22 protein-coding genes and 1 other annotated feature are annotated in these 19,710 nt (G+C 57.4%); of the genes, 5 read left to right on the top strand and 17 right to left on the bottom strand.

Features of this window, described 5'->3' with window-relative positions; genetic code table 11:
* Positions 1-14: 14 nt before the first annotated feature.
* From dapB to ACKXGA_RS02360, 3 genes are read left to right on the top strand one after another with little or no spacing between them, the layout of a single operon-like run.
* Positions 15-773 carry a 4-hydroxy-tetrahydrodipicolinate reductase gene (gene dapB / locus ACKXGA_RS02370; RefSeq protein WP_098922361.1) on the top strand — a complete coding sequence of 253 codons (759 nt, stop codon included), beginning with the start codon at positions 15-17 and terminating at the stop codon, positions 771-773.
* 46 nt (positions 774-819) lie between these two features.
* Positions 820-2,112, top strand: coding sequence for a CapA family protein (locus ACKXGA_RS02365; protein ID WP_423730002.1), 1,293 nt, complete (start codon positions 820-822; stop codon positions 2,110-2,112).
* Positions 2,113-2,148: 36 nt separating this feature from the next.
* The gene (locus tag ACKXGA_RS02360) at positions 2,149-2,616 is read left to right on the top strand and encodes an ACT domain-containing protein (protein WP_097771119.1); all 468 of its coding nucleotides are present in this window, start codon (positions 2,149-2,151) and stop codon (positions 2,614-2,616) included.
* 97 nt (positions 2,617-2,713) lie between these two features.
* Here the strand turns inward: ACKXGA_RS02360 and tyrS are convergent, their stop codons facing one another.
* The 14 genes from tyrS to ACKXGA_RS02290 form a co-directional block, all read right to left on the bottom strand.
* Complete coding sequence (gene tyrS / locus ACKXGA_RS02355; protein ID WP_097771967.1) at positions 2,714-3,931, bottom strand: tyrosine--tRNA ligase; 1,218 nt, start codon at positions 3,929-3,931, stop codon at positions 2,714-2,716.
* 66 nt (positions 3,932-3,997) lie between these two features.
* Positions 3,998-4,250: a binding site (T-box leader), on the bottom strand.
* Between the two features lie 34 nt (positions 4,251-4,284).
* Positions 4,285-5,961: a DNA repair protein RecN gene (gene recN, locus ACKXGA_RS02350; RefSeq protein ID WP_117533150.1), complete on the bottom strand. Its 1,677-nt coding sequence runs from the start codon at positions 5,959-5,961 to the stop codon at positions 4,285-4,287.
* Positions 5,962-5,979: 18 nt separating this feature from the next.
* Positions 5,980-6,468 carry an arginine repressor gene (locus ACKXGA_RS02345; protein WP_097771116.1) on the bottom strand — a complete coding sequence of 163 codons (489 nt, stop codon included), beginning with the start codon at positions 6,466-6,468 and terminating at the stop codon, positions 5,980-5,982.
* A 28-nt stretch (positions 6,469-6,496) separates the two neighbouring features.
* On the bottom strand, positions 6,497-7,348 hold the full coding sequence (locus ACKXGA_RS02340; RefSeq protein WP_423730001.1) for an NAD(+)/NADH kinase: 852 nt from the start codon (positions 7,346-7,348) through the stop codon (positions 6,497-6,499).
* 34 nt (positions 7,349-7,382) lie between these two features.
* Positions 7,383-8,186, bottom strand: a complete 804-nt coding sequence (locus tag ACKXGA_RS02335; protein WP_098922372.1) for a TlyA family RNA methyltransferase — start codon at positions 8,184-8,186, stop codon at positions 7,383-7,385.
* Entirely contained in the window at positions 8,183-10,060 is a 1,878-nt protein-coding gene (dxs, locus tag ACKXGA_RS02330; RefSeq protein ID WP_423730000.1) for a 1-deoxy-D-xylulose-5-phosphate synthase, read from the bottom strand. The genes ACKXGA_RS02335 and dxs overlap by 4 nt, the downstream gene beginning before the upstream one ends.
* Before the next feature lie 36 nt (positions 10,061-10,096).
* Entirely contained in the window at positions 10,097-10,567 is a 471-nt protein-coding gene (locus ACKXGA_RS02325) for a divergent PAP2 family protein (RefSeq protein ID WP_005934165.1), read from the bottom strand.
* A gap of 28 nt (positions 10,568-10,595) precedes the next feature.
* Complete coding sequence (locus ACKXGA_RS02320) at positions 10,596-11,477, bottom strand: polyprenyl synthetase family protein (RefSeq protein ID WP_207696863.1); 882 nt, start codon at positions 11,475-11,477, stop codon at positions 10,596-10,598.
* Positions 11,478-11,489: 12 nt separating this feature from the next.
* A complete protein-coding gene (gene xseB / locus ACKXGA_RS02315; protein ID WP_223383781.1) occupies positions 11,490-11,705 on the bottom strand; it encodes an exodeoxyribonuclease VII small subunit in 216 nt (71 codons plus the stop codon).
* Positions 11,683-12,906, bottom strand: a complete 1,224-nt coding sequence (gene xseA, locus ACKXGA_RS02310; RefSeq protein ID WP_423729999.1) for an exodeoxyribonuclease VII large subunit — start codon at positions 12,904-12,906, stop codon at positions 11,683-11,685. Before xseA ends, xseB begins: the two co-directional genes overlap by 23 nt.
* Positions 12,894-13,835: a glycoprotease gene (locus ACKXGA_RS02305; RefSeq protein ID WP_423729998.1), complete on the bottom strand. Its 942-nt coding sequence runs from the start codon at positions 13,833-13,835 to the stop codon at positions 12,894-12,896. The genes xseA and ACKXGA_RS02305 overlap by 13 nt, the downstream gene beginning before the upstream one ends.
* Positions 13,832-14,275: a transcription antitermination factor NusB gene (nusB, locus tag ACKXGA_RS02300; RefSeq protein WP_005933702.1), complete on the bottom strand. Its 444-nt coding sequence runs from the start codon at positions 14,273-14,275 to the stop codon at positions 13,832-13,834. Before nusB ends, ACKXGA_RS02305 begins: the two co-directional genes overlap by 4 nt.
* Before the next feature lie 19 nt (positions 14,276-14,294).
* Complete coding sequence (locus tag ACKXGA_RS02295; protein ID WP_005933700.1) at positions 14,295-14,675, bottom strand: Asp23/Gls24 family envelope stress response protein; 381 nt, start codon at positions 14,673-14,675, stop codon at positions 14,295-14,297.
* 78 nt (positions 14,676-14,753) lie between these two features.
* Complete coding sequence (locus tag ACKXGA_RS02290) at positions 14,754-15,863, bottom strand: hypothetical protein (RefSeq protein ID WP_423729997.1); 1,110 nt, start codon at positions 15,861-15,863, stop codon at positions 14,754-14,756.
* Positions 15,864-15,932: 69 nt separating this feature from the next.
* Between ACKXGA_RS02290 and ACKXGA_RS02285 the strand changes: the two genes are divergently transcribed.
* Positions 15,933-16,220 (top strand): sporulation protein, encoded by a 288-nt coding sequence (locus ACKXGA_RS02285; RefSeq protein ID WP_307862843.1) that lies wholly within the window; start codon positions 15,933-15,935, stop codon positions 16,218-16,220.
* Positions 16,132-17,370, top strand: a complete 1,239-nt coding sequence (locus tag ACKXGA_RS02280) for a sporulation protein YqfD (RefSeq protein ID WP_423729996.1) — start codon at positions 16,132-16,134, stop codon at positions 17,368-17,370. The genes ACKXGA_RS02285 and ACKXGA_RS02280 overlap by 89 nt, the downstream gene beginning before the upstream one ends.
* A 45-nt stretch (positions 17,371-17,415) precedes the next feature.
* Here ACKXGA_RS02280 and hslO read toward each other — a convergent pair whose 3' ends face one another.
* Genes hslO through yihA form a run of 3 tightly spaced genes read right to left on the bottom strand, consistent with a single transcriptional unit; the run spans position 17,416 to position 19,696 of the window.
* Positions 17,416-18,327 (bottom strand): Hsp33 family molecular chaperone HslO, encoded by a 912-nt coding sequence (hslO, locus tag ACKXGA_RS02275; RefSeq protein WP_423729995.1) that lies wholly within the window; start codon positions 18,325-18,327, stop codon positions 17,416-17,418.
* Positions 18,320-19,081, bottom strand: coding sequence for a class I SAM-dependent DNA methyltransferase (locus ACKXGA_RS02270; protein ID WP_098922388.1), 762 nt, complete (start codon positions 19,079-19,081; stop codon positions 18,320-18,322). The genes hslO and ACKXGA_RS02270 overlap by 8 nt, the downstream gene beginning before the upstream one ends.
* Before the next feature lie 3 nt (positions 19,082-19,084).
* Positions 19,085-19,696: a ribosome biogenesis GTP-binding protein YihA/YsxC gene (gene yihA / locus ACKXGA_RS02265; RefSeq protein WP_223454140.1), complete on the bottom strand. Its 612-nt coding sequence runs from the start codon at positions 19,694-19,696 to the stop codon at positions 19,085-19,087.
* Between the last annotated feature and the right edge of the window lie 14 nt (positions 19,697-19,710).

The following is a 19,710-nucleotide window of genomic DNA, read 5'->3' as shown; positions in this document are numbered from 1 at the left end:
ACGAGGAAACAAAAATGACAGATATTATCATTCAGGGCATTGGCGGCCGGATGGGCCACGCCCTCTGCGAGATGATTGCAAACCGGAGTGACTGCCGCGTGGTCGCCGGGATCGACCAGCAGGACGGTGAGCAGAACGGCATCCCCGTATACGACAGTCTGGATAAGCTGGACGGCAAGGGCGATGTCATCATCGATTTCAGCGCTCCCGCTGCTGTGGAAAAGGCACTGACCTATTGCGAAGCACACAAGATGCCCATCGTGGTCTGCACCACTGGCCTTTCCGAAGAGCTGCAGCTGAAGGTGGTGCAGCTGTCCCGCATTGTGCCCGTGTTCAAGAGCGCCAACATGTCCATCGGCATCAACCTGCTGTCGGAGCTGTGCAAGCGTGCATCGGCTATTCTGGGTGCAGACTATGATGTGGAGATCGTGGAGCAGCACCACCACAACAAGCTGGATGCCCCCAGCGGCACTGCCTTGATGCTGGCCGATGCCATCAACGAAGAGAACAACGGCGCATATCATTATGTTTACGACCGTTCCTCTGTGCGCCAGAAGCGCGACCCCAAGGAGATCGGCATCAGCTCCGTGCGCGGAGGCAGCATCGTGGGCGACCACGAGGTGCTGTTCTGCGGTCCGGACGAGGTCATCACCCTCAAGCATACCGCATATTCCCGCAGTGTTTTTGCAAATGGCGCAATAAATGCTGCTGTCTATCTTGCAAAAAAGGAGCCGGGCCTGTACAATATGGGTAACATGATCGCAGAGCTGTAAGGTCTCTGCGTCTTCCACCATTTTGAGCGGCAGGAGGGCTGACGGAATGGAACAGGCAAGACACGCGTCATCCACGAAACGACATTCGCGGCACGAACTGCAGAACCGGCGAAAACGAAAACCCGTTTTTCTGAGGATGATGGGAGTGCTGCTGGTGGCTGGTGCGGCATTGGCCTGCTTTGGCTTCTGGCGCTTCCAGACTCCCGGCATCGTGCTTGGCCCTTTTGAGGACGAGCCTTCGACCGCTGAAAGCGTTCCCCCGCCCGAACCGGAACCGCAGCCTGTTACAACCACACTGCGTTTTTCGGCCACCGGGGACAATCTGATCCATGCTCCCATCTACAAACAGGCAGCCCGCCGGGCAGCGGAAGGCCAGCGATATAATTTTGACTACTGCTACGAGCACCTGCTGGATTTTTATGCCGCGGAGGATGTAAACTGGATCAACCAGGAAACGCTCTGCAGCAAGGAACTGGAGCCTTCCACCTATCCCTGCTTTTCTACCCCCGGTGAATGCGCAGAGGCTCTTTACCGGGCAGGCATCCGGGTGTTCAGTCTTTCCAACAACCACACCTACGATAAAGGTGCCAAAGGTATTGCAGCAACGCTGCGGTTCTGGGACGAGATGCCGGAAGATGTGGTCACGACCGGCCTGTGGTACGGAGAGAGTGATTATGGCACCATCCCCCTGCAGACGGTAAACGGTGTGACGATTGCCTACCTCTCCTACACCGACCACACCAATGGCATCCCGCAGAGCAGTGCCATGACGGCCAATGTCATCTACACCAGCCAGCAGGATGTGATGGAACAACAGGTGCGCAGGGCGCGTGAGCTGGCCGATTTCGTGGTGGTGGGAGTTCACTGGGGCGTGGAGGACAGCCACAAGATCACCCAGACCCAGCGGGACCTCGCCCAGCAGCTTTCCGACTGGGGTGCGGATGTTATCCTGGGTACGCACCCTCATGTGGTGCAGGATGCCGAGTGGAAGACCTCTGTGGAGGGCCGGCAGACCTTTGTGGCCTATTCCCTGGGAAATTTCCTCAGCACCCAGAGTAAGCCGGATCAACTCATCGGTGCCATCCTGACACTGGAGCTGGACAAGACCACGGACCCGGACGGCAGTGTCCACTGTACTGTCGCTTCCCCGCAATTACATCCCACCGTGACCCATTATGATGCCGGCAAATCCAACGTCCGCACCTATCTCTTCCGGGATTACACACCGGAACTGGCGCAGGCCCACGGTGTCCGGGCCGCCTACCCCAGTTTTGGGATAGAGTACATCCAGAATGTATTACAAAACAACATCAACAGCGCGTTTTTGACGTTCGCCTGACTTTGCAGCCCTATCGGGCAGATTGGAGTGTTCATTATGTATGGTGTTTCCAAAATCAACATTGAGCCCAGCCTGATGATGATCAGTGTGCAGGATGTGGAGTTCAAGGGCAACAGCCTGGCCCGCTACCTGCAGATCTTTGCCGATACCGGCGTTGTGGTGGATATGATCAGTCAGAGCGCCCCTCACGGTACCAACATCGATTTCAGCTTTACCGCATCTGCCAGCGATCTGACGCTGGTGATGAAGGCCATCTCTGCCGCCAATCTCGACAAGGATGCCAAGGCTTCCCCGCTGATCAGCGTTGGTTACTCCAAGCTGAACCTCTTCGGTGAGGACATGGTCACCAGCTGCGGTGTAGCTGCCCGGGCCCTGAACGCACTGGCCATGGCTGACATCGAGGTTCTGCTCATTACCACCAGCGATCTGGATATTTCTCTGCTGGTGCGCAGTGAGAACGAGGACTCCGCTTACGATGTGCTGAAGAAGGCCTTTGAGCTGTAAGTGCCCTTCTCTATAAACATTACACAAACGTAAAAAGCCCGGCGGCATCCGATTTTTGGATGTCGTCGGGCTTTTATCATACGTTGGTTCTAAAAGATTACAGGGTCACTTTGTGATAGATCTTCTTGCCCTTCTTGATGACGATACCGTTCTTCAGCTGATCAGCGGTAAAGCTGACAGTGGGAGCGCCCACCTTTTCACCATCCACCAAGACACCGCCCTGCACAACCAGGCGGCGGGCCTCGCCGTTGGAAGCGGCCAGACCGGCCTTGACCATGAGGGTCAGAATGCCGATGGAGCCGTCGGTCAGATCCGCTTCGGTCAGCTGAGTGGAGGGCATGTGCTCAGTGTCAGCAGCTCCGCTGAACAGGGCGCGGGCAGCGTTCTGGGCTTTCTCAGCCTCTTCCTCGCCGTGGACCATCTTGGTCAGCTCGTAAGCCAGGATCTCCTTGGCCTCGTTCAGACGCTGGTCCTTCCAGGTGCTCATCTCATCGATCTGCTCCAGCGGGAGGAAGGTCAGCATCCGGATGCACTTCATCACATCAGCATCGCCGACATTGCGCCAGTACTGGTAGAACTCAAAGGGACTGGTCTTGTTGGGGTCGAGCCAGACCGCATTGCCTGCAGTCTTGCCCATCTTCTTACCCTGAGAATCAGTCAGCAGAGTAATGGTCATCGCGTAGGCATCCTTGCCCAGCTTGCGGCGGATCAGCTCAGTTCCGCCCAGCATGTTGCTCCACTGGTCATCGCCGCCGAACTGCATATTGCAGCCGTAGTGCTGGAACATGTAGTAGAAGTCGTAGCTCTGCATGATCATGTAGTTGAACTCGAGGAAGGACAGGCCCTTCTCCATGCGCTGCTCATAGCACTTGGCGCGGAGCATGTTGTTGACGGAGAAGCAGGCACCCACATCACGCAGCAGCTCAACATAATTCAGGTTCAGCAGCCAGTCGGCATTGTTCAGCATCAGAGCCTTGCCCTCAGAGAAATCGATGAACTTCTCCATCTGCTTCTTGAAGCAGGCTGCATTGTGAGCAATATCCTCTTTGGTCAGCATCTTGCGCATATCGGTACGGCCAGAGGGGTCACCGATCATGGTGGTACCGCCGCCGATCAGGGCAATGGGCTTGTTGCCGGCCATCTGCAGGCGCTTCATCAGGGTCAGGGCCATAAAGTGGCCCGCAGTCAGGCTGTCCGCGGTGCAGTCAAAGCCAATATAGAAGGTGGCCTTGCCGTTGTTGATAAGGTCAATGATCTCATTGTCGGTGATCTGGGCCACCAGACCGCGTGCCTGCAGTTCTTCGTAAAGGGTCATGGGATTATCCTCCTGTTTTGTCGGGCAGAGGACAAAAGAAAACGCCCCCTGCCAAAAATGAATTTGGCAGAGGGCGAGAAAATCGCGGTACCACCTCTGTTTGCCGCCCCCTCACGGAAACGGCCTCACGAGTGCGCCCCACAGAGATGGGATACACTCCTGCGTTTGTAACGCTCGCACGCGGCACAGCCTACTAGCCAAAGCATTCAGCCTGCAACTCCGGGAGGTATTTCCCCTGCTGTTCTGCACACCCCTTGCACCAACCGGGGTCTCTCTGGGCAGACACTGACAAAGTACTTGTTCCCTTCAACGTCTTTCAACAAGAAACAGTTTAGCACAATTCAGCGGGGTTGTCAATCACCGGTTTCATGCTCGGCCAGTCCCAGCATCTCTCTGGCATTGGCACGGGAAAGCTCCGTGACATGGTCACCGGAAATGATATGCGCCAGCGCGTCCACTCTGCCCTCGGTATCCAGCGGGTGGATCTCGGTATAGGTGCGTTCATTCGTGATATTTTTCTGGATAAGCAGATGGCAGTCGGCCAGTGCAGCGATCTGCGCTGTGTGGGTGATGCAGAGGATCTGGTGATCCTTTGCACTCTGTTTGAGCACCTCACCGATGCGGCTGGCTGCCTTGCCGGACACGCCGCTGTCGATCTCATCGTAGATGACCGTAGGCACTGCGTCCTTATCGGCCATGGCATTTTTGATTGCCAGCGTGATACGGCTCAGCTCACCACCGGAAGCGATTTTTGCCAGCGGTTTGGGATCCTCACCGGGGTTTGTGGAAATATAAAACTCCACGCTGTCCTGGCCATGGCTGGCCAGCGGGCCGCGGGTATGGCGCAGGGTCATGCGGACACCAGGCATGTTCAAAAAATCCAGCGTGCCGGAGATGCGCCTGTTCAGCTCCTCAAAGGCTTTCAGGCGGGTCTGGGTCAGTACCTCGGCCTTATCCCGGGCCAGTACATAGAGCCGATGCTTTTCAGCCTGCAGATGCTCTGTCCGCTCCTGAGAGAACTGGATGCGGTCCAGCTCTTCCCTTGCCTGCTGTCCAAAGGCGATGATATCTTCCACAGTATCACCGTATTTCCGCTTGAGCTTGTAGATCAGATCCATCCGCTGTTCAATTTCATCCAGCTCTGCATCATTCGTCTCGTAGCCCTCCAGCCGCCCGATCAGGTCAGCAGAAAGGTCTTTTGCGGTGTAATAAAGATCCAGCAGCTGTCCCGCAGCAGCAGAAAGGCCGCTGTCCAGTTGGGCGGCACCATCGATCGCATTGGATGCTTCCCCCAGCAGATCAACGGCACCCGGGGCATCATCTCCGCCCGAGAGCAGCGCATAGCTCTGGGAGATGCGCTCCCGGATGGTGGAGGCATTCGCCAGCACCTTACGACGGGCCGCCAGCGTCTCCTCTTCGCCTGCGGTCAGGCTGGCATCCTCGATCTCCTGTACCTGATAACTCAGCAGATCGATCTTTCGCTGTTTTTCACCCTCATCGGTGATGATGGCATCCAGCTCCTTTTTGACCTTGATAAGCTCCCGGTAAACAGCATAATACTCCTGATACACCGCCCCGTTCTGGGCGTAGGCATCCAGGATACCCTCATGGCGGGCCGGGTTCAACAGGCCTACGGAATCGTGCTGACCGTTGATGTTGATGAGCCCACCGCACAGTTCCCGCAGAATGGCTGCTGTGGCAGGCATTCCGTTGATGCGGCAGGTGCTCTTGCCCTCGGCAGTGATCTCACGGCTCAGGGTCAGCGCTTCTGAGCGCTCATACCCCGCCTTTTCCAGGCTGTCCAGCACTGCAGGCGGAACATCATCAAATGCAGCCCGGATGACTGCTTTTGCAGCCCCCGTGCGCACCAGATCCTTGGAGGTGCGGTTGCCCAGAATGGCATTGATGGAGTCGATCAGGATAGATTTGCCCGCACCGGTCTCGCCGGTAAGGACATTCAGGCCCTTCTCAAAATGCACGTTGGCCTTCTGGATGACTGCAACATTTTCAATTTGCAGACTGCTCAACATGTTCGTTCTCTCCCGCCTTTATTTCTGCCCGATGTAATGCCCAAGCTCGGTGCAAATGGTCTTTGCGTCCCGCTCTGAGCGGGCCACGATCAGAAAGGTATCGTCACCAGAAAGGGTGCCGACCACATTTTTCCACTTGAGTGCGTCAAATACCTCGCAGGCCGCATTGGCCATGCCGGAATAGCACTTGACAAGCACCACATGTCCCGCAAAGTCCACCCCCAGGACAGATTCATGGAAGATGGTCTCAAACCGGGCCTGCATCTTGGGGTTCAGTACCTCGCTGTGGCCGGAAACATAGCGGTAGCCGGTGGTGGTGGCAGCTTTGACAAGGTTCATCTCCCGGATATCGCGGGAAATGGTCGCCTGTGTGGCATCAAAACCCTCCTTGCTCAGGTACTCCAACAGAGTCTCCTGCCGGCTGATGGGATTCTCCTGGATCAGACGCAGGATGGCCTGCTGCCGCTTCTGCTTGCTCTTGTTATCCCCTCGGCTGGTGCGTCCCATGTGATCTTCTCCCTTCGTTGTGTTTGTGTCATCGTCTGCCGCGCAGTTTCTGGTCAATGGCCTGGAACTGGTCGGCTTTGCTGAAGGTGATGAGCTGTACGACCTGGTCAGACAGCCGCACCTCCGCGGTGGCTCCGGCTTTTACGGAATAGCCCGCATCCCCATCACAGCTGATAAAAACTTCTTCATCTGCCACCTGGCCCACACAGAGGTTGATCTTGCGCTCCTGCGCAAAAACCATAGCCGGGCTGGCAAGGCTGTGGGGGCAGATGGGTGTGACAACGATGCCCTTGGTCTGAGAATCAAGGATCGGCCCGCCTGCCGCCAGAGAATAAGCGGTGGAGCCGGTGGGCGTTGCCACAATGACACCATCGCCCCGGTAATGCTCCACCAGGATATCGTCACAATAAATGCTGAAATCCACCGCCTGCTGCAGGCGGCCCTTGGTCATAACCACATCATTCAGGGCATGGCCCTCCCAGCTGTCATCTCCCAGCACACGGACATAGAGCAGCATCCGGTTATCCAGAAAATATTCACCCCGGGCTACGGCGGAGAGCTTGGATTCCATTTCATCGACCTCACAGGTGGCCAGAAAGCCGCACCGGCCCAGATTGATGCCAAGAATGGGCTTTCGGTATACCAGTGAGAGATTCGCCTCGTGCAGGATAGTGCCATCTCCTCCGATGGTTAGGATGACATCCGTCCGCTCCAGACATTCCTTCTGGGTCAGATACTCCACGCCCATGGTCATGCACTCGGCCTGCAGGCCATCGTGCATCAGCACCTGTGCCCCATGGGTCAGCAGGATCTGCGCCGCCCGCTGGGAAATGCCGTAGGCCATAGCCTTGCCGGGGTTTGGGGAAATGTAGACGGTCATCGTCCGCGCCCTCCCTGATTTTATGGATTATGGTTCAGCGGTCCAGCGTAGAATGGCTGGATGCCACCACCTGTTCAGCAACCGAATCATCCAGTGCACCGGGTTCATCGCTCTTCTGAACGAACATCAGATATTCAATGTTTCCCTCAGGGCCCTTGACGGGGCTGAAATCCAGTCCGCAGACCTTGAAGCCGTTGGCAGCAGCATAGCCCATGGCATTGTGCAGCACCTCGCGGTGGGTGGCAGGGTCACGGACAACGCCGTTTTTGCCCACCTTTTCGCGGCCAGCCTCAAACTGGGGCTTGACCAGGCAAACACCCATAGCGTCCGGGGTCGTGATGGCCTGCGCCACCGGGAAGATATGATGCAGCGAGATAAAAGAGACATCTACGCTGAAAAACTCGATCGGCTCTGCCAGCTGGTCAAGGGTCACATTGCGGATGTTTGTGCGCTCCATATTGACCACCCGCTCATCGGTGCGCAGACTCCATGCCAGCTGACCGTAGCCCACATCCACTGCGTAGACCTTGACTGCACCATTTTGCAGCATACAGTCGGTAAAGCCGCCGGTGGATGCGCCAATGTCCATGCAGACTTTGCCCTTGGGGGTCAGCGGAAAACACTGCATCGCCTTTTCCAGCTTCAGGCCGCCGCGGCTGACATAACCGATATCATGGCCGCGCACCTCCACCTTGGCATCCTCTTTGATCATCTCACCGGCTTTGTCTACCTTCTGTTCATTGACAAAGACCACGCCGGACATGATCAGCGCCTTGGCGCGCTCACGGCTCTGGATCAGACCATGCTGAACCAGATATTGATCCAAACGAATCTTCAAGATTCTGCTCCTTTCCATGTACGGATGGCCTGTGCCAGATGTTCTGCATCCAGGCCGGTGCTCTGCTTGATCTGCGGAACCGTCGCATGGGGCAGACGCACATCCTCCACACCACGGTGGATATAAGCACCCTGCCAGCCTGCTTTCTGCAGAGCCATTTCCAGATGCTCACCGATGCCGCCGCAGGCTACGCATTCCTCCGCAAATAAAACAACGTCATATCTTGAAATTTCAGAAATAAGCTCAGGTGTAAAGGGATATATCTTTACAAGCTTATAAACATCACAGGGGACATTTTTCCTGCCCAACAGCTTTGCTGCTTCCAGCACGTCCTCAACTTCATCGGCGTAACTGACCATTACAGCCTTGGCATCAGGGGCGGTATAGAGCCGGTCATATTCTCTGCCAGAACAGCCAAACTGCGCCAGTGCTGCGCTCTCACCACCGCGGGGATACCGGATTGCCCGGGGGCCATGCATCTCATCACTGAGCAAGATGGGCAGCCAGTGCCGCAGTTCGGCATAGTTGGAGGGCGAATAGACAGGGATCCCCACCTGACTGAGGAAGGCCGGGTCAAAGATTCCCTGATGAGTCTCGCCGTCTGCCGGAACAAAACCGGCGCGGTCGACGGCAAGGACAACGTTCTCCTTCAGCAGGTTCACATCATGGATGATCTGGTCATAGGAACGCTGCAGGAAGGTGGAGTAGATACAGACCACCGGCAGCATTCCCTGGCTGGCAAGGCCCGCTGCAAAGGTCACAGCATGCTGCTCTGCCATGCCCACATCAAAGAAACGCTTGGGGTGGGTGTGTGCAAAGAACTGCAGGCCCGTACCATACTTCATTGCGGCTGTGATGGCACAGATCTTCTGGTTTTCCGCGCCCTCCTTGTTCAGGACATTGCCGAACACCGTCGAGAAAGACTCCTTTGGAGCCACCTCAGGGTCTGGGATGCTGTTGACCAGATCAAAGGTCGAAACACCGTGGAAGTTACCGGGGTTGCTCTCAGCCGGGGCATAGCCCTTGCCTTTCTTGGTCACGACATGCAGGAAATGGGGGCCGGGCTGCCTGTGGATATCGCGCAGGATTCCTTCAAGCTCCGGTTCATTGTTACCATCAAAAGGACCATAATAGTGGAAGCCCATATCCTCGAACATGGTTGAGTGGTACATTGCCCTGCGCACCATGGCCTTGCTGTTCTGGATCGCAGATTTCAGCGGTGGGCCGATGACAGGCACGCCATCCAGAAAGGAACGCACATTTTCCTTGGCATCGTAATAGCGGCTGGTGGTGCGCAGATGGCTCAGGTAGCGGGACAACGCGCCCACATTCTTGGAAATGGACATCTTGTTGTCGTTCAGGATGACCAGCAGATTGTCCAGCCCGCCGATATTGTTCATCCCCTCGTAGACCATACCGCCGGTAAAGGCACCATCACCAATGAGGGCAACCACCTGTCCCGGCTCGCCCCGCAGCTTTTTGGCCCAGGCAATGCCCACAGCCAGCGAGAGCGCGGTGTTGCCGTGACCGGCAATAAAAGCATCATGCTCACTTTCGTTGGGGTTCGGGAAACCGGAAATGCCATCCAGCTGCCGCAGCTTGGCAAAGCCCTCGCGGCGGCCGGTCAGCAGCTTGTGGGTATAGCACTGATGGCCTACATCAAACACGATCTCATCCGTGGGGGTGGTCAGCACCCGGTGCAGAGCCACCGTCAGCTCCACAGCACCCAGATTGGATGCCAGATGGCCGCCGGTCTTTGATACGTTATCCAGAAGAAATTCACGGATTTCTGCGCAAAGCTGCACGGTCTGCTGACTGGACAGCTTTTTCAGATCGCTGGGCTGAGAGATTTTCTCCAGCAAAGGCGAATTCATAAATTCACGTCCTTCTCACGTTTTGAAATGGGGCGCTCAGAGGCCCATAGGATAGAGGAAGCCGACCAGTATACCCAGTGCAAAACCGGCCATAACCTGCAGCGGAGTGTGACCAACCATCTCTTTCAGGTGCATATTCTGCAGGAAGGGATTGTTTTTCTCGGTCACTTCGATCCACTGCTCCAGCATTTTGTTCAGCACCTTGGCCTGCTCGCCGGTCTCGCGGCGCACACCCATAGCATCGTGCATGGTGATGATGGCAACAACTGCGGCCACCGCAAAGATAGCCGAATGGATGCCCTCGCTGCGTGCCGTAGCAATGACCATGGCCGTTACCGTGGCGCTGTGGGCACTGGGCATACCGCCATCGCCCCACATCCGCTCCAGCTGGAACCTGCCCAGCAGGACAAAGTTGATGATGGTCTTGAGCACCTGCGCCACAAACCAGGACAACAGGGATACTGTAAGGATCTCATTGAACGTCAGGACGCTATGGATAAATTGCATGGTCGTTCCACCTTCTTATTTTTTCGGATCAGCTGCGGCGCACCAGCAGCTCTTTTGCCAGCTGCTCCAGGAAAGCGGCCTTTTCGCCAAATTCCGCGTGCAGGGAGGCACAGGTCTCGTTGTTCAGTTTTTTTGCCAGCTCCATGGCACCCTCGGCCCCATACAAGGTCACAAAAGTGGTCTTGCCGTTCTCACTGTCGCTGCCAATGGGTTTGCCCAGCTGTTCGGCGGTGCTGGTCACATCCAGCACATCGTCCACGATCTGGAACACCAGACCAATGCCGAAGGCATAGTCCTCCAGCTCCTTGCACTGGGTCTCATTGGCCTGAGCAGCGGCAGCACCCATCTGAACAGCAGCATTGATGAGCGCACCGGTCTTGTTCCGGTGGATCAGCCGCAGCTGCTCTTCAGTGGCAGCCAGTGCCTCGTATTTCAGGTCAAGCTCCTGCCCATAAACCATGCCATGGCTGCCCGCACCAGCGCCCAAGGCCCTTGCGGCCTGCACACTGACAATGGGCGAAGCCGGTGCATTTGCGACCACGTTGAACGCCTCGGTCAACAGTACATCGCCGGCCAGCATAGCCGTGGATTCACCAAAGGCCTTGTGGCAGCTGGGCTTGCCCCGACGCAGGTCATCGTTGTCCATGCAGGGCAGGTCATCATGGATCAGAGAATAGCAGTGCAGCATCTCGACCGCCGCAGCAAACTGCTCAGCTGCTTCAGCGCTGCCGTTGAGCATATCGCACACGGCCAGAACCAGCACTGCGCGGATGCGTTTGCCGCCGCCCAGCAGGCTGTAACGGGCAGCCCGGCAGACCTCAGATTCCTCGGGCAAAAAAGTCTCGCAGGCCTTTTCCAGTGCCTGATTTGCCCGGGCAAGATACTCTTGATACTGCTTCGCGTAATCCATGAAACTTCCTCCTTAATGTGCGGCGTCCGGCCGGGGGGCCCGCTGCGCGTCAATCTCATCCAGCTGCAGCGTGGCCTTTTCCAGCGTACCGTTACAATAATCCATCAGGGATGCGGCTTCGGCATAGAGTTTGACCGATTCCGCCAGCGTTGTTTCCGGCTGCTGCATCTGTTCAAGGATAGCTTCCAGCCGGGTCATTCCATCCTCAAAGCTTTTGGGTGCTCTCATCCAGTTCCTCCACTGTGTTGACCGTGCAGGTCACGCGGTGTTCCGTGCCCCGGAGTTTACAGGCCTGCCCGGGCCGGAGCGCATCCGGCGTGCAGATCCTTCCCCTATTGTCCTGCACCATGGCATAGCCGCGGGCCAGCACACCGTAGGGGTTCAGGGATGCGGCAAGTGCTGCCGTATGCTTCAGACGCAGCTCTCCGGCCTGCAGCTTGCCTCTGGCGGCAGTTTGCAGCCGCCCGGCCAGAGTATCCAGGCGGGCAGCACGCTCCTCCAGCGCTGCCTGTACACCGGCACGGGAAAGCAGCTGTTCGGTCTGTTCCAGCCTATTATAACATAAACTCAGCTTAAATTGGATACAATTGTGAATATTTTCTTCCAAAGTGCATAATTTCCGTCCTTGTTCGGCACGGTCGGGCACAGCAAGCTCTGCCGCCGCTGAGGGCGTGGGCGCGCGCTGATCTGCCACAAAATCCAGGATCGTAAAATCGATCTCGTGACCAATGGCGCTGATGAGGGGCGTTTTGCAGCGGTAGGCCGCCCGGGCAATGACCTCGGCGTTGAATACCCACAGGTCCTCCCGGCTTCCGCCGCCGCGCGCTACAATGATCTCGTCCACCCGTCCGCTTTTGTCCAGCCGGGTAATGGCATCGGCGATCTCCTCTGCCGCTTCAAAGCCCTGCACATTCACAGGAGCCAGCAGCAGACGCACCGCAGGCCAGCGCCGCCCGATGACATTGCGGATATCCTGCAGTGCAGCACCAGTCTTGCTGGTGACAAGGCCGATACACTGCGGGAACCGGGGCAGCGGCTTTTTATGCTCCGGTGCAAAAAGCCCCTCTTTGTCCAGTTTTGCCTTCAGCTGTTCAAAGGCCAGCTGTGTCGCGCCGATGCCGTCCGGAAACATGTCGTTGACATAGACCTGAAACGCACCGTCCCGCTCGTAGAGGGTCACACGGCAGCGTACCACCACCTTCATGCCCTCTTCGGGCTGGAAGCCCAGCCGCCGCGCATCGGAGCGGAACATCACAGCCCTGACGCTGGCGGCTTCGTCCCGCAGGGAAAAGTAGCAGTGCCCGCTCCGGGCGTTCTGCACAAAGTTGGCAATCTCGCCCCGCAGGGCCAGATCGAACAGAACATCATTCACGTCCAGCAGATTCTTGACGTACCGGTTCAGGGCCGAGACTGAGATCACTTCAGCCATAATCCAGCCCCCTGTGCGGCAACAATGGACACACCGATGGCGTTGTCGCTGGAATACTGCCCGGGCACGAAATACACCTGCGGAAGGCGCTGCTGCACCCAGGCGCGGATGATATCACTGCTCATCACACCGCCCGCACAGACCACAGGCAGGCCGGGGTATTCCTTCTGGGCGGCTTTTGTCATCTTGACCACAGTGTCTGCCACACAGAGCAGGCAGTATTTGCAGACATACTCCGGGGCTTTGCCCTCATTCAGCAGGGCATTGCACTGATTTTCCAGCCCCGAAAGACTGCACTGCATCCCCTTCACGCTGGATCTGGGCTTAATGGGTTCCTCACACAAGGCAGCCAGACGGGAAACTTCCACACCTGCCGGGAAGCCAAACCCCAGCTTGACCCCCACACGATCCACTGCCTGCCCAGCGTATAGGTCAGTGCTGGTGCCCAGTGTAGTGATCTCCTTAACCTCATTGCAGAGCAGAAGATCCGTTGTACCGCCTGAGATGTGGAAGAGCAGCACTTTCTGGCGGAAGAGCTCTTCCCCTTTTGCTGCAAACAGCGCTGCCGCCGCGTGTCCCTGCTGATGGGTGGTGTGGATGAGCGGGATGCCCCGGGCCTGCGCAAAGGCTGTGGCCGCGCTGACACCCGCCAGGAAGCAGGGCATGTAGCTTCCCTCCACGGGGCGCGGCTTCTGGGAAACGCCCACTGCCGAGATTTGGGTCAGATCAAACTCCCGGCTAAGCTCCTCCAACATCTCGGGCAGAGCCGCGGTATGGTGGAAGAGCGCATCACTCTGCCGCAGGCCCAGCTGGCCCTCCTTGACCGGCAGAAAACGTTTCTTTGCGCAAACAACCTCTCCGGCTGTGTGAAAAACCGCCAGAGAGGTTGCATAGTTGCTTGTGTCGATGCCCAGCGTATAGTGGCTCACTGTTCTTCCGACTCCACCGGCTCCGTATCCAGACCCTGCTCACGGGCAACAGCACCCAGCAGACCATTCACGAACTGATAGTCCTCATCTGCGCCGTATTTCTTGGTCAGCTCCACAGCCTCATTGATGACAACACCGGGCTTACGCTCGTCGCCATACAGCATCTCAGCCAGAGCCAGACGCAGGACAGTCAGGCTGACACGGGGCAGGCGCTCCATGGTCCAGTTGCGCAGATGGTCACGGATGAGGTCGTCCACCTCTGCAGAGTGGCTGTAATAGGCACTCAGCAGGCGCTGGCCGAACACATCCACAGGACGCTCTTCCCCACACTCGTTGTTCGTATCCAGTGCTTCCTGCAGGGGCACATCACCAAAGGTCTGGGAAAAAGCCAGCAGGAACGCATTCTCGCGGGCTTCACGACGGGGCAAAATATTTTCCATAATCTTCCTCTTCTACTTTTTATTCCTGTTCCTCAGCCGCAAGGCCGGCAATAACAAGGTTCACACGGCTTACCGTGACATTGGTCATGTTCTGAACAGCAGACTTGACATTCTCCTGTACCTTTTCGGCCACAGCAGGGATCTTTGCACCAAACTTGACCACCAGATTCAGGGTCAGTTCTGCGGTGCCGTCCCGCATCTCCACGGTAACAGGGGGCTGGATGCTGGCAGCAGCCAGCAGCTCCTTGACCTTTTTGTTCTGCTTGCCGCAGGAGACCTCGGACACACCGTCCACTTCCAGTGCAGCACAGCGTGCGATCTTGCCGATGACCTCGGTGGAAATTTGCAGGCTCCCGCCCTTAAGATCCATATTCTGTAAATCCATTCTATGGTCCTCCATCTAAAATAAGCGTGTGCTCATTTATTTTATTTCCATCTGTTCAGGGAAGCTTCCCTGTCATTGAATGCTTACGTCTTATTATAGCAAAGTTTTGGAATTTATACAACACCCACCTGCATTTCTTGCCATCTGTTTCTGTTCAACTTGACGGATTCCACTGCGCAAAGTGCAGGCTGCCATACAACACACTGCAAAAACGAGCAGGGCACAATCCGGCGGCACCCGCCGCATCAAAAGGACCCGGGCAGGCAGAGTGCTGAACACATCCGCCTCCCCGCCCGGCAGCAGCAGGTAGAACAGGGCCAGTGAAAGCGGCAGATGGAGCAACCTGGCCCGGTAGAGCGGGCGCAGGGTCATTTCCGGCGGGCAGATGGTGCGCACCTGCAGCAACACGGAAAGACCCTGCACGCTCAGTGCTGCACAGCAGAGCAGACTCCCCCATCGTCCGGTGCGGGAGGCCAGGTCACAGCCGGAGCAAACTTCCAGCAGAATGGCACAGAGTGTGCCCGCACCGGCAGGCAAAAGTGCCCCTGCCCCGGCGGCCAGCATCCGGAAAAAGAGGATAAACCCACAAAGCTTGCAGTACGTTATGGCGGCATCGGCCAGGATCTCATCCAGCCGCGGCGGTGCAGGGGATGCTGGCGCTGCAGATCCCGGTTTGACCGAACGCACTCCTGCAAACCGGTTCAGCAGGGCGGCAGTCAGATAATTTGCGGTGATCTGTGACGCAAACAACAACACGCCAAGCTCTGCACTGCCCAGCAGGCTCTGCCCCACCGTCAGAACCACAAAGGATGGACCGGAACAGATACAGGCAGGCAGCAGGGCATCCGCTTCCTCAGCCGTAAGCTGACCGGTCCTGACTGCCTGCGCCGCAGCACTGGCCGCTGGTGCAAAGCCACCCAGGAACCCGATGCAGAGCACCCGTGCCGCACAGGGTGTGCGGATGCCGATGCCCCACGCCGCCAGACGGAACGGCAGGGCCAGCAGGTCGCTTTCCGGGCATTGGATGAGTAAGCGCGATACCACGAGAAACGGGAACAGCGAGAGCAGCAGCGGCCCGCTGCAGAGGGTCAGGCCTTCCCGCAGAGCAGCGGCACAAACCTCCGGCACTGCAAACGGCAGAATCCCTGCCGCCAGTGCCAGCAAAAACAAACCCATCTGATCCCATCTGAAAAGCTGATTCATACACATGCCCTCCGGTTCCATATATATGTGATACGGGGCGCAGTTTTGCCCGGCGGGGAGGGAGCGGGTGTGAAACAGCAGAAAACCGGGCGGCTCTCCCTGCGCGGCTGGTTTGGCCGGATGCTGCGCCAGCCTCCCCGGGGCTTTTACGGCCAGCCCTCTGTCTATCTGAGCGGCGGTGTGATGGAGATTGAGCACTTCCGCAGGGTGCGCACCTATGAGGAGGGCAGGCTCTGCCTGGAATTTGCGGGCGGGTTGTTCACCGTGTATGGGGACGGGCTTAGAATCGAAACGCTGGCCGCTCACCGAATTACTCTGCGGGGGCGGTTTTTACGCACAGAATTTTCCAGCGATTAGGGAGGGATGCAGCATCTTACAGCTTTGGGCCGGGGCAGCATTTTCTGCCCGGAACGGTGATACCGATGGCCTGCTCTCCGAAGCTGCACGGACAGGCCTGCATCTCACCGACATCTTCCCTGCTCCCGGCGGCTTTACGGCCCGGTGCGCGGCATGGCACTACCTCCGGCTGGCAAAACTTGCCCGCAAGCGGCGGGTGCATCTGCGCATCCGCAAAAAGACAGGGCTGTTTTTTCTCCTGCGGCCCTACCTCCGGCGGCGGGGGCTGTGGGCCGGGCTTTTGCTGTTTGTGCCGCTTTTGCTTTGGTCACAGGGCCTTGTCTGGGCTGTGGATGCTTCCGGCCTGACGACCGGCCAGCAGGCGCGGGCAGCTTCCGTGCTGCGGGAAACCGTTTCCTTGATGCCGGGCAGTATCGTCACGCAGGAAAAACTTGCCGCCGGGGAATATGCTCTGCTCCAGAGCGGTGAATTCTCGTGGGTCAGCCTGAATTTTCTGGATGGGCGGCTGGAACTGGAAGCGGCAGAAGCCAAACCAGTGCCGGAGATCGCCGCCGGAACGCTCCATGGCCTGCGGTCAAAGGCTGCAGGCACGGTGGTCAGCACAAACCTTGTCAGCGGGACGATGCTGGTGGTTCCCGGGCAGGCAGTGGAAAAAGGCCAGGGACTCATCGGCACTGCCCGGGCTGAGCGGGACGGCACGCTGATCTTTCAGCCTGCCGCCGGAAGCGTTCGGGCGCAGTTCGAGTGGGAGTTTGCGGAAGAGCTTCCGCTGACAGCTGCCACATACCAGCTGACTGGGAACGCTGTCGTTCAGCGAAGGCTTTTCCTTGCCGGGCAGGTGTTCCCATTGCCTTCCCTTTTCTCTCCTGCGGATGATTCCACGGCGGTCACACGGCATCTTCAGCCGGAGCTTCTGGGGCTGACGCTCCCGCTTTCCATCGAGGAAACCACCTATTACGAACAGGCAGAAAATGAAATTCATTCCTCAGAGGATGAAGCCAGCGCACTGGCCCGTCTGCATGGCTTACAGGCCTTGCAGAACGATTACCCGGATGCAGAATTTGTGGCGCAGAAAGTAGATGTCACAACCGAGAACGATATGCTGCATTACCGGGTGGTCTACACCATCATCGCTGACATCTGCACCTGAAAACGGCCCGGAGTTTCTCGCTCCAGGCCGTTTTCAGGTTACATCTTATGCATTTTCGGCGGGCTCTTCGGCCGCTTCTTTTTTATAAGCAGCCTTCTCCACCAGCTGATTCAGGTCAAAATGATATTTGGTGTGGCAGAAATGACAGACGACCTCGCAGTCAGGATCCTCATCCCGGAGCTTTTCCAGCTCCTTGCGGCCCAGGCTCAGCAGCATCTCCTCGGTACGCTCCTCACTGCAGTCACACTTATACTGCACCTCGCGCTCATCCAGTACATTGGGGTTGAAGCCTGCCAGAGCAAGGTTCATCATATCCTCGGGGGTCTTGCCTTCCCGAAGCAGTTCGGTGACGGAAGGCATTGCGGCGATGTTCTGCTCCAGCTGGGTGATCTCGGCATCGGTGGCACCGGGCAGCAGCTGCAGCAGGAAGCCGCCCGCGCAGGCAATGGTCAGGTCAGTATCCACCAGCACACCCAGAGCGCAGACGGTAGGCACCTGCTCACTGTAAGCATAGTAGCTGGTCAGATCCTCGGCAATCTCGCCGGAGACCAGCGGCACCTGACCCACAGTGGGTTCTTTCTGCAGGCGGTTATCACGGATGACAGTCAGCACGCCGTTTTTGCCCACAGCACCGCCCACATCCAGATGGCCGTTTGCTTTCAAAGGCAGCTCTACCAGCGGGTGGTCGATGCAGCCCTTGACATTGCCGGTACCATCGGTACAGGCAACAACCGTTCCGGTGGGGCCGCCGCCCGCCACACGCAGCGTAATGGAATCGCCGTCATCCTTGAGCATGGAACCCATCAGGGACGCACCGGTGAGCAGGCGGCCCAGGGCTGCGCTGCAGGTCGCACTGGTGTGGTGCAGCTGCTCGGCCGTATGGACGATCTCAGTGGAGTCCACACCGCAGAACACAACACCGCCGTTTTCAGAAATACCGCGGATCAGATTAGACATTTTCTTTTTCCTCCAATTGGGTATACTGCTTGACGGCACAGAAGAAATAGCGCTCGCTCTCTTCGGTCAGGGGGCCGAAGCTCTCACCGTCGCAGACCTTTTCCAGCACAAAGCCGTGCTTTTCCAACGCAGCTCGGATGGTATCCAGGTCGTAGGTATATTCATAGAACTGTTCATGGAAGTGTTCGCCGGTTTCGCGGTAGTCGATATCCACCGTGATCTCCACCCGGCGGTCCGCAGGGTGATAGTGGTTGCGCCAGACACAGGCAGCATCCTCTTCCTCAAAGGTGAAAACATTCTCCCCCAGCACCTTCTGGTGCTTGTAAGGGGTGTTCATATCAAAGAGGAACACCCCGCCCTCTTCCATGAAAAAAGCCGCGTTGGCAATGGCGGTATCCAGGTCCGGGATGTGGTTGAAGGTATCGAAGGTAGACACCGCGCCCCGGATGGTGCCGTAGAGGTCGAGCTTGAGCAGATCCTGCTGCAAAAGCAGCAGCTTGCCGGAAAGGCCCAGCTGTTCCGCCTTATCCCGCACAACGCAGAGCATCTCCTCGGACTGATCGATGCCGATCATATCATAGCCCGCTTGGGTCAGCATCAGGGTCAGCTCCCCTGTTCCACAGCCCAGATCGGCCAGAATGCCATCCCGGATATCGTGGGCATTCAGCTCCTGCCGGATCTGCTCATAGAGGGCATCATAGTCGGCTTCGCCGTTGAATTCATCATAGAAATAGGCAAATTCATTGTAGGCCATGGTTTACTCCGCTTCCTCGTCATCGGTGAACTCTGCCGCCACAGCCTCGTTCAGCACCGCCTGCAGCTCCGGGATGCCGTAGCCGCTCTCGCCGCTGGTCAGCACCACCTTCTGGCAGCCATAGGGCAGGCAGACCTTTTCAAAATCCTCCTGTGTCTTGGCCAGCTGGCTCTTTTTGAGCTTATCGGCTTTGGTCAATGCCACAACAAAGGGGATCTGATGATAGTGCAGATACTTCAGCATCTGCAGGTCATCTGCGCTGGGGGCATGGCGACAGTCGATGAGCTGCACCAGCAGAGTATGATGCCGGGGGGCCTCAAAATAGCTGTTGATGAGGTCATCCCAGCGCTCGCGGTCCGCATTGCTGACCTTGGCATAACCATAGCCGGGCAGATCCACAAAATAACAGTTGTCTACCTCATAGAAATTGATGGTGGCCGTTTTTCCCGGCGTACTGGACACACGGGCAAGGTTCTTGCGGTTGCACAGCTTGTTGATGAGGCTGGACTTGCCCACGTTGGAACGGCCTGAGAAGCTGAGCTCCGGACGGTCACTTTCGGGCAGCTGGCTGGAAATGCCGTAGCTTGCAATAAAATCCGCTTTGTTGTAGTTCATCGTTTGCTCCTTTG

Origin of the sequence: Faecalibacterium hominis (ex Afrizal et al. 2022), from assembly GCF_049545105.1 — a bacterium.
Taxonomy (GTDB): domain Bacteria; phylum Bacillota; class Clostridia; order Oscillospirales; family Ruminococcaceae; genus Faecalibacterium; species Faecalibacterium duncaniae.
The sequence above is the reverse complement of the archived record's forward strand: the minus strand, read 5'-3'. Positions and strand labels throughout refer to the sequence as shown.

What these genes read in the sequence shown, in the direction of transcription:
- ACKXGA_RS02290 (WP_423729997.1), bottom strand. Translation starts at nt 15,863, where the DNA reads ATGAATCAGCTTTTCAGATGGGATCAGATGGGTTTGTTTTTGCTGGCA.
- xseA (WP_423729999.1), bottom strand. Translation starts at nt 12,906, where the DNA reads ATGGCTGAAGTGATCTCAGTCTCGGCCCTGAACCGGTACGTCAAGAAT.
- dxs (WP_423730000.1), bottom strand. Translation starts at nt 10,060, where the DNA reads ATGAATTCGCCTTTGCTGGAGAAAATCTCTCAGCCCAGCGATCTGAAA.
- yihA (WP_223454140.1), bottom strand. Translation starts at nt 19,696, where the DNA reads ATGAACTACAACAAAGCGGATTTTATTGCAAGCTACGGCATTTCCAGC.
- recN (WP_117533150.1), bottom strand. Translation starts at nt 5,961, where the DNA reads ATGTTGAGCAGTCTGCAAATTGAAAATGTTGCAGTCATCCAGAAGGCC.
- hslO (WP_423729995.1), bottom strand. Translation starts at nt 18,327, where the DNA reads ATGTCTAATCTGATCCGCGGTATTTCTGAAAACGGCGGTGTTGTGTTC.
- ACKXGA_RS02320 (WP_207696863.1), bottom strand. Translation starts at nt 11,477, where the DNA reads ATGGATTACGCGAAGCAGTATCAAGAGTATCTTGCCCGGGCAAATCAG.
- ACKXGA_RS02360 (WP_097771119.1), top strand. Translation starts at nt 2,149, where the DNA reads ATGTATGGTGTTTCCAAAATCAACATTGAGCCCAGCCTGATGATGATC.
- dapB (WP_098922361.1), top strand. Translation starts at nt 15, where the DNA reads ATGACAGATATTATCATTCAGGGCATTGGCGGCCGGATGGGCCACGCC.
- ACKXGA_RS02295 (WP_005933700.1), bottom strand. Translation starts at nt 14,675, where the DNA reads ATGGAGGACCATAGAATGGATTTACAGAATATGGATCTTAAGGGCGGG.
- ACKXGA_RS02280 (WP_423729996.1), top strand. Translation starts at nt 16,132, where the DNA reads ATGGGGACGGGCTTAGAATCGAAACGCTGGCCGCTCACCGAATTACTC.
- xseB (WP_223383781.1), bottom strand. Translation starts at nt 11,705, where the DNA reads ATGAGAGCACCCAAAAGCTTTGAGGATGGAATGACCCGGCTGGAAGCT.
- ACKXGA_RS02340 (WP_423730001.1), bottom strand. Translation starts at nt 7,348, where the DNA reads ATGACCGTCTACATTTCCCCAAACCCCGGCAAGGCTATGGCCTACGGC.
- nusB (WP_005933702.1), bottom strand. Translation starts at nt 14,275, where the DNA reads ATGGAAAATATTTTGCCCCGTCGTGAAGCCCGCGAGAATGCGTTCCTG.
- ACKXGA_RS02270 (WP_098922388.1), bottom strand. Translation starts at nt 19,081, where the DNA reads ATGGCCTACAATGAATTTGCCTATTTCTATGATGAATTCAACGGCGAA.
- tyrS (WP_097771967.1), bottom strand. Translation starts at nt 3,931, where the DNA reads ATGACCCTTTACGAAGAACTGCAGGCACGCGGTCTGGTGGCCCAGATC.
- ACKXGA_RS02365 (WP_423730002.1), top strand. Translation starts at nt 820, where the DNA reads ATGGAACAGGCAAGACACGCGTCATCCACGAAACGACATTCGCGGCAC.
- ACKXGA_RS02345 (WP_097771116.1), bottom strand. Translation starts at nt 6,468, where the DNA reads ATGGGACGCACCAGCCGAGGGGATAACAAGAGCAAGCAGAAGCGGCAG.
- ACKXGA_RS02325 (WP_005934165.1), bottom strand. Translation starts at nt 10,567, where the DNA reads ATGCAATTTATCCATAGCGTCCTGACGTTCAATGAGATCCTTACAGTA.